The sequence below is a fragment of the Flavobacterium sp. KH_035 genome (genome assembly GCF_057839565.1).
This window is the reverse complement of the sequence record NZ_CM174492.1, coordinates 195351-213549: the sequence shown is the minus strand read 5'-3', so window position 1 is coordinate 213549 and position 18199 is coordinate 195351. Positions and strand designations below refer to the sequence as shown.

The following is an 18199-nucleotide window of genomic DNA, read 5'->3' as shown; positions in this document are numbered from 1 at the left end:
GATTAATTTCAACAAAAATCAAGGGACAACCTTTAACCCCAATTTTTTAATGTCGAGTATCATTCAATTACTTCCTGATCACGTTGCGAATCAAATTGCTGCCGGAGAGGTGGTTCAAAGACCTGCTTCGGTTGTAAAAGAGCTGTTAGAAAATGCTGTTGATGCGAAAGCAACTGACATTAAATTGATTATTAAAGATGCCGGAAAATCGTTAGTTCAGGTTATTGATAACGGAGTTGGAATGACAGTTACAGACGCGCGTTTGTGTTTTGCACGTCATGCTACTTCAAAAATTCGTCAGGCCGAAGATCTGTTTTCACTTGGAACCAAAGGTTTTCGTGGAGAAGCACTGGCTTCTATCGCTGCGATTGCACACATGGAAATGAAAACCAAACAGGAGCAGGATGAGTTGGGAACGCATATCGTAATCGAAGGAAGTAAATTTGTGTCGCAGGAAGTGGCGGTTCTGCCAAAAGGAACCTCGTTTGCGGTTAAAAATTTATTTTTTAATATTCCTGCCCGTCGTAATTTCTTAAAATCGGATACCGTTGAATTTCGTCATGTGATGGATGAGTTTCAGCGTGTGGCTTTGGCACATCCCAATATTCATTTTAGTTTTTATCACAATGGAAGTGAAATGTATAATTTGCCTGCGGCAGGTTATCGTCAGCGTATTGTCGGAATCATGTCCGGTAAAACAAATGAAAAATTAGTTCCGGTTAGTGAGGATACAGAAATAATCAACGTTCAGGGATTTGTATGTAAACCTGAGTTTGCGAAGAAAAACAGAGGAGAACAATTCTTCTTTGTAAACGATCGTTTTATTAAAAGTGGTTATCTGCATCATGCTGTGATGGCGGCCTATGACGGACTTTTGAAAGACGGTTCGCAGCCAAGTTATTTCCTGTATCTGCAAGTTCCCCCAAATACAATCGATATCAATATTCATCCAACTAAAACAGAAATTAAGTTTGATGATGAGCAGGCCTTGTATGCTATTTTAAGAGCCTCGATAAAACACAGTTTAGGGCAGTTTAATGTGGCTCCGGTTTTAGATTTTGACCGCGATGCCAATTTAGATACCCCTTACCATTATAAAGATTTAGAAGCCGAAACACCAACGATTCAGGTAGATGGCACTTTTAATCCGTTTACGGATGATAAGACCAATCAGCATTATTCGAAATCGGGATCAGGCTCTGGCTTTAGTTCTATATCCGGATCAGGCTCTGGTTCTGGTTCTGGATCGGGCTTTAGTTCAGGAGGAGGTTCTTATTCCGGTTATTCTAAAAGAGTAGAACCTACAGCAAGTTGGGAAAGTTTGTATGTAGGCTTAGAGACTGAGAGTATTGAGAGCTCTCCATTTACATTCGAAAATGAAGAAGTAACCTCGTCGCTGTTTAACGATAATGAAATTGAACAGGCGAGTCAGGGAACGTATCAGATTCATAAAAAATATATTGTTTCGCCAATCAAATCCGGAATGGTGATTGTCGATCAGCAAAGAGCGCATCAGCGTATTTTATACGAGCAGTTTTTGCTGAATATGACCGTAAATCAGGCTTCGAGTCAACAGTTGTTGTTTCCGTTGGATTTATTTTATTCCGCGTCCGAAATGAAACTGATCGAAGAACTGAAACCTTCTCTGGAAACAACCGGTTTTGTTTTTGAAAATGCACAGACCGATCATATTGTGATTTCGGGTATTCCGGTAAATATTACCGAAAGCGAAGTTTCACTTGTTATTGAACAATTACTAAGTGATTTGCAGGACGGAATTCCGGCCAACAGTTACAGTCAGAATGATACCATTGCGAAATCAATGGCAAAAAGTTTAGCGGTTAAAACCGGATCGTATTTAACCGAAAAAGAACAGGATAATCTGGTAAACGGATTATTTGCCTGTAAAGATCCAAACATATCACCTTTTCAAAAACCTACTTTCATCACCATGCGTGTGGAAGATATTGATAAAAAGTTTGCCTTATGATGAATAATATGACTCCTGTAGTAAAACAACTGCTTATAATTAATATCATATTTTTTATAGGTGCCCAGCTAGTGCCGGTTTCCGAACAGTTTTTTGCTCTTTTTTTTCCGGAAAGTGATTTTTTTAAGCTTTGGCAGCCTATAACCCACATGTTTATGCATGGTGGCATTTTGCATATTGCTTTCAATATGTTTGCTATGGTTTCTTTCGGTTCTGCTTTAGAGCATTTTTGGGGAGGTAAGAAATTTATCTTCTTTTATATTTCTTGCGGATTGGGTGCTGCTTTATTACAAATAGGAGTAAACTATTTACAATTTCAATCGGCTTTAGAACCTGTAAGAAGTTTAGGTTTGTCAGATGCGACATTGCATCAGATCTTAAATGTAAATTTTAGTGATGGAGTGAACTTCAGGTCAGATTTGTTTTTAGAACAAATTAAGCCAATACTAGAGAAGGTTGGAAAGACGAATCTAGATGAAGCCGGATTTAAAGGATTATTTGATGCCTCTGTAATTACTCAAGTACCTATGGTAGGAGCTTCTGGTGCTATTTATGGGCTTTTAGTAGCTTTTGCTTTTATGTTTCCAAATGCAGAGTTGGCTTTAATGTTTATACCAATTCCTATTAAAGCAAAATATTTTGTACCTGGGATTTTAGCAATTGATTTGTTTTTAGGTTTTAAAGGAGATTCTATATTTGGAGGAGGCGGTACAGGGATTGCTCATTTCGCACATATTGGAGGAGCAGTCATTGGGTATTTTATGATGTGGTACTGGAAAAAAAATCAGTTTAATAACAATCGTTGGAATTAATTTTTAACTTTAATATTGCAAATAGAAACTAAAGAAAGCTTTTATGAATATTCTGGACGATTTAAAACTACAATATAGATTAGGTGGGATAGCCATGCGTGTTATTTATTGGAACATTGGTTGTTTCCTGATTTCGTTAGTGTTTTTTTATAATTTTTCTAATGCTCAGTTTGTATTTCCAAACTGGTTGGCATTGTCGTCAGATCCTTCGGTTTTTATGTTTAAACCTTGGACGTTTCTAACGTATGCTTTCTTTCATTATGGTTTTCTGCACCTGTTGTTTAATATGATGGTTTTAAATTTTGCGAGTAATTTATTCCTGACTTTTTTTACTCAGAAACAGTATCTCGGATTGTATATTTTAGGAGCCATTTTTTCAGGTATTGTCTTTGCACTAAGTTTTTACTTTTTAAATATTTCGGCGCCTATTGTAGGAGCATCGGCTGCAATTATGGCCATTTTGGTGGGAGTTACAACCTATCAGCCTCTGATGAATGTACGTTTACTTCTTATCGGAAATGTTAAGCTTTGGCACATTACCGCTGTTATTCTGGTTTTAGATTTAATGCAGTTTCGTTTAGACAATACCGGCGGGCATATCTCGCACCTGGCAGGAGCTTTCTTCGGATTTATTTTTATGAAGCTGTTGCAGAATGGTACAGATCTAAGTAAGATTGTTTCCAGAACCCTGGATTTCTTTACCAATCTTTTTAAAAAATCCCCATCGACCCCTTTCACCAAAGTTCATAAAAATTACAAAAAACCTACTGAAAAAGTGACGTCAAGAATTGTTACGAAAGACAAGACGCAACAGCAAATTGATGAAATTTTAGATAAAATTAGCCAGTCCGGTTATGATTGTCTGACCAAAGAAGAAAAAGAGTTTTTATTTAAAGCTGGAAAATAATCGTTTTAGGGCCACAATATGAAAAACCTTTCATGGTTTAATAAAATAATGTTCTTTTTGAATATAGTGTTAACTGTACTGACGTTTAGCATTTATATTTTACCCTTTCTGGCACCAAAGAGTTTTCCGCTTCTATCGGTTTTAACGCTCTTTATGCCGGCTTTTTTCGTTCTGAATGGTTTGTTCTTCGTTTATTGGGCGATTCAGTTTAAAAAACGCCTTATCCTGTCTGGTTTGGTACTGTTAACCGGAATTACCTTTATCAGTAAATTTTATAAATTCTCGGCAAAAGAATATGTTCAGGATGAAAGAGACTTTTCGGTGATGAGTTATAATGTGCGTCTTTTTAATGTTTTTAAATGGCTCGATCGTGATGACATTCCTTCCAATATTAAAGCTTTTATTGACGAAAAAGACCCGGATATTCTTTGCATTCAGGAATATTCCAATTCGGCTCATTTGGATTTAAAAGTCTACCCGCACCGCTATATTTTTATTGAGGGAAATAAAATTAAAACCGGTCAGGCCATTTTTTCAAAATTCCCAATCATATTTGAGGGGAATATCATCTTTCCAAATTCAGACAATAATGTAATCTATGCTGATATCAAAAGAGGTAAAGATGTTATTCGTGTTTACAATATGCACCTGCAATCGATAAAAATTTCACCGGATGTGAGTGATATTTCAGATAATATAGATCATGTTAATCAGGAGAAATCACAATTAATTTATACCCGAATTAGTAAAGGATTCAGACAGCAGCAGGAGCAGGCTGAGATTTTTAAAGAAAATATAAAACAGTGCAAGAACCCGATTATTATTTGTGGAGACATGAACAATAGTCCATTTTCGTATGTGTACCGAAGTATCAAAGGAAAGTTGAAAGATGCCTTTGAAGAAGCAGGAGAAGGGTTTGGAGCAACCTATAAGTTCCGTTATTACCCGGCACGAATTGATTATATTTTTACAGACAGTAAAATGAAAGTCAAACAATTTGAAAGCTTTTCTGATTTCGAAAATTCGGATCATTATCCTATCATGACGAGGCTTTCAATTGAATAGTTTTTTTTAACCGCAAGGTACGCTAAGGTTTACGCAAGGGGCGCAAAGTTTTTTTATTTTAAGTTACAAGTAAAACGCAAAGTTCGTAAAGCTATAGAGTAAAGCTTTGCGAACTTTGCGTTTATATAGAATCTAACAAGAAAACCATCCTTGCGTTCCTTGCGGTTTATATTTTACAGACAATGAAAACTCAAATCATTATCCTATTATGACACGGCTTTCTATTGAATAGTTTTTTTAACCGCAAGGGGCACAAAGTTTTTTTATAGAAGTCTAAAAGTAAAACGCAAAGTTCGCAAAGCGATAAGGTAATGCTTTGCGAACGTTGCGTTTATATAAAATCTAATAAGAAAAGAATCCTAGCGTCCCTTGCGGTTAAGCCACAGTAAACTACTTATAGATTCAGTTTTCGATATTGCAGCGGGGAGGACTGCTTTAGTTCCTTAAACTTTCGGTTGAAATTTGAAATGTTGTTAAAGCCACATAATTCGGCAATTTCGAGAACCGAAAGCTCACTGTTGTTGGCCAATAGCTTCGAGGCATGTTCAATTCTCACTTCGATTAAAAACTGGAAAAACGACTTGTTGGTCCGGACTTTAAAATACCGGCAGAAAGCATTTTTAGTCATATTGGCAATCGAAGCGATTTCGTCCAGGTTAATGTTTTTTTGGTAGTTGGTCATAACGTGTTCGAATACGGTCTGCATTCGTTTGCCTTCATTATCGGTAATTTTTTTGTCGTACAGATGATTCGAGAGTTGTTCTCTGTCGCTGTTAGAGAGCCATTTTATGATCTCTAGGAACAAAATAAACCGTTCGTAATTATCTGCTTTTTTTAGTTTTTTAAACGACTTGGTAATTTTCTTAGGCGCATTGTGAATAATAAATCCATTTTTACTACTTTCTAAAAAAGGGTGGATGTTTTTAAAAGTAGTAAGCGTGAAGAATTCTTTTCCAAATGAGTTTGTCGTAAAAAATAAGGTACGCATGATCGAAGATTCATTTTCATATACCTCACTTCTAAAAACATGAGGTAAATTGCTGCCAATCATTAAAATGTCTCCCTCTCGATAGTGCGAAATGGTGTCGCCGGCAAAAATGGCGCCCTGTCCTTTTTCGATAAAGCTAATTTGAATTTCTTCGTGTTGATGGAGTTTGTCGTAAAAAACGATCTCTCTATCCTCTTGATATATAAGAGGATCTTCTCCCGATTTAGGGATTTTAAATGGAAAAACTTTCATGGTTGGTCAAGGTTAGTTAATTCAAATATATTTGATTTTGTCAAAAAAATAGCAATATATTAGTTGGTTTTTTGTATAATCGGTTTATAGAGGGTAATATAATATTGTTTTGAGGTAATTTTTAAGCCTCCTGCTTTGTTCAATATAAATAATTTTGGTTTTAATTAAAATCGATATTATGAGTATTCAATGGAAAGGCGTAATGCCGGCGGTAACGACTAAATTTACTGCAGATGATAAACTAGACTTCAGAATGTTTGAAGTTAACTTACAAGCACAATTAGAAGCAGGTGTTGAAGGAATAATTCTTGGCGGAACATTAGGAGAAGCCAGCACTCTTTTAGAAGATGAAAGAAGTGAATTGGTAAAAGGTACTGTTAGCATGGTAAACAACCAGGTGCCTGTAATCATGAATATTGCAGAACAAACTACACGTGCTGCAATTTTAGCAGCCAATAAAGCAGAAAAAGATGGAGCAAAAGGTTTGATGATGTTGCCTCCAATGCGTTACAAAGCTTCGGATTTCGAAACGATAACGTATTTTTCTGAAGTAGCCAAAAACACTTCACTTCCTATAATGGTTTATAATAATCCAGTAGATTATAAAATTGAAGTTACGCTGGACATGTTTGAAGAAATTTTAAAATATGACAACATTCAGGCTGTAAAAGAATCAACCAGAGATATTTCAAATGTAACCAGAATGATTAATCGTTTTGGTGACCGATTAAAGATTTTATCAGGAGTAGATACACTGGCTTTAGAAAGTTTACTAATGGGGTCTGATGGATGGGTTTCGGGCTTGGTATGTGCTTTTCCAAAAGAAACTGTTGCAATATACAAATTAGCCAAAGCAGGCAGAATTGATGAAGCTTTAAAAATATACAGATGGTTTCTTCCTTTATTAGAGTTGGATATCAATTCATTCCTAGTGCAGAATATTAAGTTGGCAGAAGTAGCAACAGGTATTGGAACAGAATATGTTCGTGCGCCTAGATTGCCTCTTCAGGGAGCGGATAGAGAAGAAGTTTTGGGGATTATTTCCAGATCTTTAGAATCAAGACCAACTTTGCCTGATTATAAAAACTTGTAACCGTACGCTGAAACAATTGGTTTTACAAATTTCTTCTTTAAGAGTCTGTTTAAATTTTATTTGTTGGCTTTCTTATGATGATTTTCGGCTGCAAAGTCGTTAAATTTTAATACAATAGCGCTGCTATTCTATTAAAATTTGCCTCTTCTCGCTCGAAAATCCTTTGATAATAAATCTCAAAAATAAATTTTAAACAAACTCTAAGAATTGTAAAGTATTTATTCAAACAACACAAAAGAAATATGATTACAGGAAAAAATTACGTGGGAAGTGCGCTTAAAGCTGCCGGAGATAAGACATTTAAAACGTTTAATCCACAGCTCAATATCGAAAATCCCTGGGTTTTTACAGAAGCAACTCATGAAGAAATTGAAGAAGCAGTTGCTTTGGCGCATCAGGCGTTTGGTACCTATAAAAAATGTTCAGGTCTTGAAAAAGCAGGTTTTTTAAATGCTATTGCAGATGAAATCGTAGCTTTAGGAAATGATTTGTTAGTTCAGTATTGCAGTGAATCCGGCTTTCCAATGGGCAGAGCAGAGGGAGAACGCGGAAGAATGGTTGGTCAGCTACGCGCGTTTGCCCAAATGCTCATTGAAGGGAGCTGGGTTCAGGCTGCAATTGATACGGCAGTAATAGACAGAGTTCCTGCGCCAAAAGAAGATTTGCGCAAAATTTTGGTACCCCTTGGACCTGTTGTGGTTTTTGGATCCAGTAATTTTCCGTTTGCATTTTCAACAGCTGGTGGCGATACGGCTTCGGCTTTAGCAGCAGGTTGTCCTGTGATTGTAAAAAGTCACTCCATGCATATAGGAACCGGTGAAATGGTTGCCTCAGCGATTATCAAAGCAGCGCAAAAAACAAATATGCCCGAGGGAGTTTTCTCTAATCTTATTGGTGGAGGGACAACACTTGGAACTGCATTGGTGAAACATCCATTGGTGAAAGCAGTTGGTTTTACAGGAAGTATCCGTGCCGGAAGAGCTTTGTTTGATCTTGCAGCACAAAGACCAGAACCTATTCCGGTTTTTGCCGAAATGGGAAGTGTGAATCCGGTAGTGCTTTTGCCGGAAGCAGTAGCTGTAAACAGTCAAAAATGGGCGACTGCCTATGCAGGATCCATTACGCTTGGAGCAGGTCAGTTTTGTACCAATCCGGGATTGCTGTTTGGAATTAAGGGAGCCGAATTAAATAAATTTTCGGAAGAATTAACTCAGGCTATTGAGAAAATAGAACCATTTTGTATGTTGCATCCTTCAATGAAAGAAGGTTTTGAAGAAGGGTCAGCAACGCTGATAGCTCAAAATGGAGTTACCAAAATTGCAGAATACAAAGGTGAAGCCGCACCAAATTACGGGGTGCAGAAAGTACTGACTGTAGAAGGAAAAGCTTTCTTAGAGAATAAAACCTTAAGTCATGAGGTTTTCGGACCTGTTTCGGTCCTTGTACAATGTGATGATGAGCAACAGCTGTTAAAAATTGTCAATCAGTTAGACGGACAATTAACAGGAACAATTATAGGAGAGTCTGAGGAATTAAAAAATCAGGAAGAACTAATTGCAGCGATGCAGAACAGAGTAGGGCGATTGATTTTTAACGGCGTTCCTACAGGAGTTGAGGTTTGTCCTTCAATGATTCACGGAGGTCCTTATCCGGCCTCTTCTGATTCGAGATTTACAGCAGTTGGAATTCATGCTGTCTATCGCTGGGTGCGACCATTTAGTTACCAGAATTGGCCAAATGAGTTATTGCCTGCAGAATTGCAAAATGAAAATCCATTACAGATTTTAAGAACATTAAATAATATTCAAACAAAATCCCAGATATAATAAATGGTAAAGAAAACTTTTTTTTGTGTAGATGCGCACACTTGCGGGAATCCTGTAAGAGTAGTGGCAGGAGGAGGGCCAAACTTGACAGGCGCTAATATGAGTGAAAAACGCCAGCATTTTTTAAAAGAATTTGACTGGATCCGTAAAGGGTTAATGTTTGAACCTCGTGGGCATGATATGATGAGCGGAAGTATTTTATATCCGCCAAGTGATCCTGCCAACGATTTTGGGATTTTGTTTATTGAAACCTCAGGCTGTCTGCCAATGTGTGGTCACGGAACAATTGGTACAATAACCATTGCCATTGAAGAAGGTTTGATTACCCCAAAAATACCTGGAAAAATAAGAATGGAAGCACCAGCCGGTCTCGTGAATATCGAGTACCAGCAAACCGGAAACAAAGTTGACTGGGTACGTCTGACCAATGTAAAATCATACTTAGCAGCAGAGGGATTAACAATTGATTGTCCCGAACTGGGCGAAATTACTTTTGATGTTGCGTATGGCGGGAACTATTATGCCATTGTAGACCCACAACAGAACTTTTCAGGAATTCAGGATTTTTCGGCGGGTAAAATTGTTCAGTTGAGCCAGGAAGTTCGTAAAAGAATAAATGCCAAATATCCGGACTATTTTATTCATCCGGAAAATGATACGATCCGTGATGTTAGTCATATGTTGTGGACGGGGGAGCCTTTAGATCCAACCTCTTCGGGCCGAAATGCGGTTTTCTACGGAGACAAGGCGATTGATCGTTCTCCATGCGGTACCGGAACATCGGCACGAATTGCACAGTTACACGCTAAAGGGAAACTTAAAGTTGGAGAAGATTTTATTCACGAAAGTTACATTGGCAGCAAGTTTATTGGGAAAGTTGTAGAAGAAACTTCAATTGGAGACATTCCGGCAATTGTACCAAGTATTCAGGGCTGGGCAAAAGTATACGGTTATAATACCATCATCATTGATGAAGCAAATGATCCGTATGCTCATGGATTTCAGGTAATTTAAAAAATATTAAAAATTCAGATTCATTGAAGGAGGATAAGATTCTTCTTCAATGAATTTTTTAATTTCGAACAAATGAAAAGAGTAAGTATAATTGGAGGAGGTATAATAGGTTTGTGTACAGCTTATTATCTGGCAAAAGAAGGATATGAGGTAACTATTTTTGATCAGTCTCCTATGGATGATGGCTGTTCTTATGGAAATGCCGGAATGATAGTTCCGTCGCATATAATTCCGCTCGCACAACCCGGTATGATTGCTCAGGGAATGAAATGGATGTTTGACAGTCAGAGTCCGTTTTATGTAAAACCGAGATTGGATGCAAATCTGATCAAATGGGGACTTCAGTTTTACAAACATGCGAATGAAAAACATGTAGAAAAAGCAATGCCTGCACTTCGCGATTTATCGTTGCTGAGTAAAGAACTGTATCAGGATTTTGCCAAAGAAAACAATTCTTTCTTCTATGAAGAAAAGGGACTTTTAATGTTGTATAAAACGGATAAAGTAGCCCATGAAATGTTTCATGAAGCAAGAGAGGCGGAAAAGTTAGGACTGGAAGTAGACTATCTTTCTGCAGCAGCGATTGCAAAATTAGAAAATGGGACCAAAACCGATGTTTTGGGAGGGATACACTACAGAGGCGATGCGCATTTGTATCCGCAAAAATTCATGCAATTTATCAAAGAAGAATTAAAACGATTAAAGGTAGAAATCCATTCCGGTACCACCGTACAGGATTTTGTTTTCGATCATCATAAAATTACAAAAATAGTAACAGACAAAGGTATATTTGCTACCGATGAAGTTGTATTGGCCGCAGGTTCCTGGAGCCCTTCACTGGCTAAAAAACTGGGAGTTTCGGTTTCTATTTTACCTGGAAAAGGATATAGTTTTACACTGAAGGATAAAAATCACAAACCTTCGATTCCATCTATTTTGTGTGAAGGTAAAGTTGCGGTGACACCTATGAATAACGATATTCGTTTTGGAGGAACTATGGAAATTACTCATACCGGAGATACTAAAATTAATAAAAACAGACTGCAGGGAATCATAAACAGTATTAATGAGTTTTACCCCGACATGCAGGTTGAAATACCCGAGAATAAAGATACCTGGTTTGGTTTCAGACCTTGTACACCTTCGGGAATGCCCATTATTGCCCGTGCAAAAAAAGTTGTAAATTTGACTTTTGCCACCGGACATGCTATGATGGGGTTAAGCCTTGCACCGGCAACAGGAAAAATAATTACAGAGATTATTTCAGGCAAAACACTTTCTGTTGATACTAAAATGTTTCAATTATAAACTATGAGATACGATTCAATTCCGGCTTCTTTATTCGAAAATAACCGAAAAAGGTTTGTCGAAAAAATGCAGACTAACAGTTTGGCTATTCTTACTTCAAACGATGTGATGCCCAATAATACAGATGATGTCATGGGTTTTGCACAAAATAATGATTTGTTTTATCTGTCCGGAATTGAGCAGGACGAAACTATTTTGGTGCTCTATCCCGATGCTTTTAAAGAAGAAAACAGAGCTATTTTATTTGTAAAAGAAGTCAATGAACATACGTTAATCTGGGATGGAGATTTCTTGACCAAAGAAAAAGTTACGGCTCTTTCCGGAATTAAAAATGTAAAATGGCTACACGAATTTGAAAAAGCCCTCCAGTTGTTTGCCTTTGAGGCCAATGCCATTTATCTGGGACACAACGAGCACATTAAAAGAATAACTTCGGAAATGAATACCCGCCAGGATAGAATGATTCAGTGGTGCAAACAAAAATATCCGCTGCATGACTACGAGCGTGTGGCAAAAATAACGAGAGAGTTGCGTCCCGTAAAATCAGATGAAGAAATTGCTTTGATCCGAAAAGCGGTGGCAATAAGTACTGAAGGATTTAAAGCATTGTTAAAAGCGGTACAGCCTAATGTAAAAGAATACGAACTGGAAGCTGAGCTGGCGTACCATTACATCAAAAACGGAGGAAATCGTCATGCCTTTAAACCCATTATCGCTTCGGGCAATAATGCCTGTGTCTTACATTACAATACCAATGATTCGGTTTGTCAGGACGGTGATATGCTTTTGGTCGATTTTGGGGTTTGTTATGGCAATTACAATTCCGATACTACGCGCTGTCTTCCTGTAAACGGAAAATTTTCTCCTCGTCAGAAAGAAGTTTACCAATCAGTTTTGCACTGTCTGAAAGAAGGATCAAAGTTTTTAAAACCGGGCATTTTGTCGAAAGAGTATGAATTACAGATGGCAAGCCTTGTTGAAACCGAACTGGTGAAACTGGGATTGATTACTTTAGAAGAAATTGCGGCTCAGGATCCCGAAAATCCCGTTTACAAAAAGTACTTCATGCACGGAACAGCTCATTTTCTCGGATTGGACGTTCATGATGTCGGATTGTATTCCAAACCTTTTGAAAAAGGAATGGTGCTTACCTGTGAGCCCGGAATATACATTCGCGAAGAAGGAATTGGCTGCCGACTGGAAAATGATTATTTGTTGACAGACGGCGGAAACATCAATTTATCTGAAGAAATGCCCATTGAAATTGAAGAAATAGAACAGCTCTTAAATACCAAATAACCATGATCAAAAAACACTTTTTATTGCTCCTTTTTGTTTGCTCAAGCATGTTGGCGCAAAAAGACATTGATATTAATGAATTAAAATGGCTGCCTAATTCGCATTCTTTTTGGGTGAATTCAGGAGAGAATATTTTGGTTTATGATGTCGATCAGTTAAATAAAAGTACTACTATTTTAACCCAACAGCAATTAACAAATGCAGGATTTAAAGGAGAGGTCGAGGAACTGTTATGGAATCAGAACAAAACCAAAGTGCTGGTGTACACCAATTCAAAAAAAGTATGGAGAGCCAATACCAAAGGCGACTATTGGTTTTTTGACTTAATCTCCGGAAAGGGAAGAAAACTTGGTGTTAGTTTAGAGGAGTCTTCCTTAATGTTTGCTAAGTTTTCTAACGATAACGAAAATGTAGCGTATGTTTCAAAGCATAACATTTACCTTGAAAATTTGGCTTCAGGCAAAATAACGCCTTTAACCACCGACGGAACTGACAAGGTAATTAACGGAACTTTTGACTGGGTTTATGAAGAAGAACTTGCGGCGCGTGATGGATTTCGTTGGAGTCCCGATGGCAAAAGCATTACTTTTTGGCGTGTAGATGCTTCAGAAACAAAGTTTCATTTAATGATTAACAATACAGCTGCTTTGTACCCATTTGTAGTTCCGGTAGAATACCCTAAGGCAGGAGAAAAACCTTCTTCCGTAAAAATTGGGATTGTTGATATCGCTTCTGTAAAAACCAACTGGCTTGATATTCCGGGAGAACCTGATAATAATTATTTGGTTCGCATGGAATGGGTTGCTAAAGATGAGGTGATGGTAATACAGCTGAATAGAAATCAAAATCAGGTTTCTTTTTACAATTGTAATACGCAATCAGGAAAAGCTAGTTTAATCTATCAGGAAAAATCGGCGGAATGGATTGATGTTTTTGATGTTTCTTCAGGCGTTTACGATGGTTTCCCTTGTCAGTTTGTCGATAACGGTAAATCTTTTTTATGGAGTTCAGATGCCGATGGCTGGATGCATGTTTATAAAATCAGCCGTGACGGAAAAAAGAAAGAACTAATTACCACCGGAAATTTTGATGCTTATTTTAAAGCCTATAATGATAAGACAAAATCAATTTATTATATCGCAAGTCCTAAAGATGCAACGCAGCGTTATTTGTATGAAACAAATCTGAATTCACGCAAAACAAAAAGAATAACTCCGGAAGTATTTGACGGGACTAATGAGTATGAGTTTTCTACTGACGGATCGTATGCAAAACACACCAATTCTAATATCAACCGTGACTTCAGCGCGCGTCTGGTATCATTATCAGACCATAAAAAAATACTACCAAAAGAAGCAGATGCTTTTACAAAACCGGAACGTGACTTTTCTTTGGAGAAGTTCAAAGTAACCACGGTTGATGGTGTTGAGATGGATGGAATCATGGCCAAACCGCTTGACTTTGATCCGGCAAAAAAATATCCGTTGTTTTTCTTCGTGTATGGAGAGCCAATGGCTTCGGTAGCTAATGATATGCCTTTATTTAATGGGATGATAAGTTTATTGATTCCGAAAGGATACATCGGAATTGCAATGGACAACAGAGGAACTCCGGTTTTGAAAGGAACAAAATGGAGAAAATCGATCTACAAAAATATTGGAATTATCAATACCCGAGATCAGGCGATGGCTGCAAAGGAAGTTCTGAAATGGGATTTTATTGATATCAATAGAGTTGCAGTACACGGATGGAGCGGAGGCGGAGCAGTCACTTTAAATTTAATGTTTCAGTATCCTGAAATATACAAAACCGGTGTCGCGGTTGCTGCGGTCACCGATCAGCATTTTTACGATAATATTTATACCGAACGTTATATGGGCTTGCCGGGTGAAAATGAAGCAGCTTACATTCAGGCTTCTCCGGTAACACACGCTAAGAATTTAAATGGGAATCTGCTATACATTCATGGGACTGGTGATGATAATGTGCATTACAAAAATGCGGAAGTTTTGATTGATGAACTCATAAAATATGACAAAGTTTTTAATCTGATGATTTATCCCAATCGTTCGCATAGTATCCAAGAAGGCGAAGGAACCCGAAAACATTTGATAGATACTTTTGTAAAATTTGTAGAAGAAAAATGTCCTTGGGGAACGAAATAGAGTAGTTTTAGAAGCCTAAAAAAGGGAGAATTTCTGTAAAAGAGATTTCTCCCTTTTTTTGTGGTTTAAAATCAGTCAAAAAAATACAAAAAGTAAGAAAATAAATACCTATTTAGCTAAAATTTAAAAGGGTAAGATAATACATGTAAAATATTAAATATGTAATAAAAGGGTAATATAATAGGTTTTTGCGATAATATATTATCATAAAAATTATTAAAAAAGCAAAATATTTGCCAATACTAATTATAAAACCATTTTATGAAATTCAAGTTTTTTCAAAGAAAAACGGTAGTACTTTTTTTTGTACTGCTAGCACAATTTGCGCTCGCACAGGAGCGGGTTGTATCGGGAATTGTTTCAGATAATGCAGGAATGCCTTTGCCGGGTGCGAGTGTATTGATCAAAGGAACAAAAACGGGAGCTCAAACAGATTTTGACGGTAAATATTCTATTAAGACAAGTCAGAATGCTGTTTTAATCTTTAATTATATTGGGATGAAAGCTCAGGAAGTGACCGTTACAGGTAACACTGCCAATGTTTCTTTATCTCCTGCATCAGAGCAGCTTGGGGAGGTTGTAGTTACCGCTTTGGGACTTAAAAGAGAAAAGAAATCTCTGGGATATGCCACTCAGGAAATCAAAGGAGAAGATCTAACTAAAGTAAATACAGGTAACGTAGCGAATTCTATTTCGGGTAAAATTGCCGGTGTACAAATCAGACGTAATAACAACATTGGAGGTTCGACAAACGTAGTGATTCGTGGTACAACTTCATTAACCGGAAACAACCAGGCTTTATGGGTAGTAGACGGTATTCCTTTGAACAATGATAATACCAATAGTGCCGATCAAAAAAGCGGGGGTAACACTGGTGGATACGATTACGGAAATGCTGCTTCAGACATCAATCCTGATGATATCGAAACCATGAACGTTTTGAAAGGATCTGCGGCTTCTGCATTGTATGGCTCAAGGGCTGCAAGTGGAGTGATTTTGGTGACGTTAAAAAAAGGAAGTAAATCTAAAGGAGGTCTGGGTGTAAGTTTTAATTCCGGAGTGACTGTTGGGGTAGTCGATAAAAAAACTTTACCGGAATATCAAAATCAATACGGTGGGGGATACGGTGATTTTTATGGTACAGTTGATTTAGGAAGTGGGGTCCATCCTTATGCTGCAACCGATGATGCTTCGTGGGGGCCTAGATTCGATCCTAATTTGTTAGTCTACAACTGGAGTTCTTTTTATCCTGAATTACCGGGTTATGGAAAAGCAACACCGTGGACAGCGGTTAAGAAAAATCCAAATGATTTCTATCAGAAGAGTTTAACATATATCAATAATATTGCTTTTACAGGATCTGGTGAAAAAGGTGATTTTAGATTTGGTTATACCAACTATAACATGAATCAGGGGATTTTGCCAAACAGTAATAATCGTAAAGACAATTTTAACTTCTCGGCAAGTTATAACATCCTGCCAAAAACTAAACTTTCGGTTTCTGCCAACTATTTAAAAGCAAATGCCAAAGGAATGAATGAGACGGGTTATGGTGATGGTGGAAACAACTACCTGAGCAGTGTGAGACAATGGTTTTCTACAAGTGTAGACTTTCAGGATTTGAAAGATGCTTACGATCTTACAGGACAAAACACTACTTGGAGTGTGGCGGGACCAACGGATTTAGCGATTCAGTTTCACGACAATCCTTATTTCCAAAGGTACAACAACTACAACACTTTAAATCGTGATCGTTTCTTCGGAAATTTCGCTTTAAGTACAGAAATCACCAATTGGTTTGATGTAATTGGTAAAGGATCTGTAGATTCTTACCACCAGTTGCAGGAAGAGCGCATTGCTGTGGGATCGAAAAGAACGCCTAATGCACGCGGTCAGTATACCAGGTTTGACAAAACATTCAGAGAGGTCAACTTTGATTTGATCATGAACTTCAAAACCAATATTACTGAGGATATAAAGTTTAACGGTATGCTTGGTGGCAATTCAAGACGTTCTATTAGTAATTCAATCTTTGCTGCAACAAATGGGGGATTGGTAGTGCCTGGTATTTATGCTTTGAACAACTCAGTTGATAAAATAAACAGCCCAAGTGAGACTCAGGTAACTATAGGTACAAATAGTGTTTATGCAAGTGCTGGATTTAATTTCCGTGAAACTTATTTCATTGAAGGGACATACCGTGTAGATAAGTCTTCGACATTGCCGACTGCAAATAGTACTTATACTTATCCATCGATTACAGGAACTTATATTTTTAGTAATCACATTAAGACCGACTGGCTTTCTTTTGGAAAATTACGCTTGAATTATGCAGATACAGGTAACGATGCACAATTTGGGACAATTATTGCGACTTATCCGAAGAATGATAATTTTGGACCTGAAGGAATTCGTTTTTCTACAGAAAATAACAAAAGCAACGGTAACTTAAAAAGTGAGCAGACGGAAGGTTTTGAGGCAGGTCTTGAATTTAAACTGTTTAAAAACAGAGTAGGGTTTGATTTTACTTACTACAAAACCAATACAACCAATCAGATTCTTTCTATTGAAACTCCTACACAAACCGGATATACAAGAGCCTGGATAAATGCAGGTGATGTTAAGAACAAAGGGTTTGAGGTAACCTTATCTGTAATCCCGGTTAAAACACAAAATTTCTCTTGGGAAGCAAAAGTAAACTGGTCTACGAACAAAAATGAAGTAATCTCATTAGGAGGAGCTGACAGAATTTCGTTAGGATCTTTCCAGGGAGTAGGATATGTTGCTGAGGTAGGGAAACCGCTTGGACAAATGATCGGTTCAGGATTTACCTATCTGAACGGAGAAAAAGTAATTCGTTCAAATGGAAGATACCAGCAAACAGCCGGTACAACAATTGGGGATGTAAATCCGGACTGGATTGGAGGTTTGAATAACGTAATCACATACAAAAACTTTTCGTTAAACTTTTTGATTGATGTGAAAAAAGGAGGAGACGTTTATTCGTTAGATCAACGTTTCGGACATACTACAGGAATCTACGAAAGTACAGTTTCTAACAACCATTTAGGGAATCCACAAAGAGAGCCGCTTGCCAATGGCGGAGGGATTTTGTTAGCAGGTGTTAAGGCAGACGGAACTCCAAATGATAAGGTGGTAAGTGTAGAAGGCGCAGATGGATATTCTTTCTATAACTCAATGCCAGAGCAGCAATATGTTTACGATGCTTCTTATGTGAAATTACGTGAGTTAGGATTGAGCTATAGAGTACCTTCAAAATTTCTGGCGAAAACTTTTATCAGCAATATGATTTTTGCAGTCAATGGAAGTAACCTGTGGATCATCCATAAAAATTTGCCTTATGCTGATCCGGAAGCGGGACTTTCTTCAGGAAATCTTCAGGGATTCCAAACAGGAGTTTTACCAACATCAAAAGAGTACAGCTTTAATATGAAAGTTCAATTCTAAAAAATAACAACA

The 18199-nt window shown here is 37.5% G+C and carries 12 protein-coding genes; 11 read left to right on the top strand and 1 reads right to left on the bottom strand.

Annotation, left to right across the window (positions count from 1 at the left end; genetic code table 11):
• Positions 1–49 precede the first annotated feature (49 nt).
• The 4 genes from mutL to AC3IS6_RS00980 are packed head-to-tail and all read left to right on the top strand — an operon-like array spanning position 50 to position 4774.
• The gene (mutL, locus tag AC3IS6_RS00995) at positions 50–1990 is read left to right on the top strand and encodes a DNA mismatch repair endonuclease MutL (RefSeq protein ID WP_489162905.1); all 1941 of its coding nucleotides are present in this window, start codon (positions 50–52) and stop codon (positions 1988–1990) included.
• Complete coding sequence (locus tag AC3IS6_RS00990) at positions 1990–2802, top strand: rhomboid family intramembrane serine protease (protein ID WP_489164904.1); 813 nt, start codon at positions 1990–1992, stop codon at positions 2800–2802. Before mutL ends, AC3IS6_RS00990 begins: the two co-directional genes overlap by 1 nt.
• A gap of 43 nt (positions 2803–2845) precedes the next feature.
• Complete coding sequence (locus AC3IS6_RS00985; RefSeq protein ID WP_489162903.1) at positions 2846–3709, top strand: rhomboid family intramembrane serine protease; 864 nt, start codon at positions 2846–2848, stop codon at positions 3707–3709.
• Between the two features lie 18 nt (positions 3710–3727).
• On the top strand, positions 3728–4774 hold the full coding sequence (locus AC3IS6_RS00980; protein WP_489162901.1) for an endonuclease/exonuclease/phosphatase family protein: 1047 nt from the start codon (positions 3728–3730) through the stop codon (positions 4772–4774).
• Between the two features lie 394 nt (positions 4775–5168).
• On the opposite strand, the gene AC3IS6_RS00975 is transcribed toward AC3IS6_RS00980, so the two are convergent.
• Positions 5169–6014, bottom strand: coding sequence for an AraC family transcriptional regulator (locus tag AC3IS6_RS00975; protein WP_173964383.1), 846 nt, complete (start codon positions 6012–6014; stop codon positions 5169–5171).
• 178 nt (positions 6015–6192) lie between these two features.
• Here AC3IS6_RS00975 and AC3IS6_RS00970 point away from each other — a divergent pair, with 178 nt between their 5' ends.
• The 7 genes from AC3IS6_RS00970 to AC3IS6_RS00940 all read left to right on the top strand — a co-directional run bounded on the left by AC3IS6_RS00970 (position 6193) and on the right by AC3IS6_RS00940 (position 18187).
• Entirely contained in the window at positions 6193–7107 is a 915-nt protein-coding gene (locus tag AC3IS6_RS00970; protein WP_489162898.1) for a dihydrodipicolinate synthase family protein, read from the top strand.
• A gap of 242 nt (positions 7108–7349) precedes the next feature.
• Positions 7350–8933 (top strand): aldehyde dehydrogenase (NADP(+)), encoded by a 1584-nt coding sequence (locus tag AC3IS6_RS00965; protein ID WP_489162896.1) that lies wholly within the window; start codon positions 7350–7352, stop codon positions 8931–8933.
• Between the two features lie 3 nt (positions 8934–8936).
• Positions 8937–9947: a 4-hydroxyproline epimerase gene (locus AC3IS6_RS00960; protein WP_173964380.1), complete on the top strand. Its 1011-nt coding sequence runs from the start codon at positions 8937–8939 to the stop codon at positions 9945–9947.
• A 72-nt stretch (positions 9948–10019) separates the two neighbouring features.
• The gene (locus AC3IS6_RS00955) at positions 10020–11255 is read left to right on the top strand and encodes an NAD(P)/FAD-dependent oxidoreductase (RefSeq protein WP_489162894.1); all 1236 of its coding nucleotides are present in this window, start codon (positions 10020–10022) and stop codon (positions 11253–11255) included.
• Positions 11256–11258: 3 nt separating this feature from the next.
• Positions 11259–12554, top strand: a complete 1296-nt coding sequence (locus AC3IS6_RS00950) for an aminopeptidase P family protein (protein WP_489162893.1) — start codon at positions 11259–11261, stop codon at positions 12552–12554.
• Between the two features lie 2 nt (positions 12555–12556).
• Complete coding sequence (locus tag AC3IS6_RS00945) at positions 12557–14719, top strand: S9 family peptidase (RefSeq protein WP_489162891.1); 2163 nt, start codon at positions 12557–12559, stop codon at positions 14717–14719.
• Positions 14720–14980: 261 nt separating this feature from the next.
• Positions 14981–18187 (top strand): SusC/RagA family TonB-linked outer membrane protein, encoded by a 3207-nt coding sequence (locus AC3IS6_RS00940; RefSeq protein WP_489162889.1) that lies wholly within the window; start codon positions 14981–14983, stop codon positions 18185–18187.
• The last annotated feature ends 12 nt before the right edge of the window (positions 18188–18199 follow it).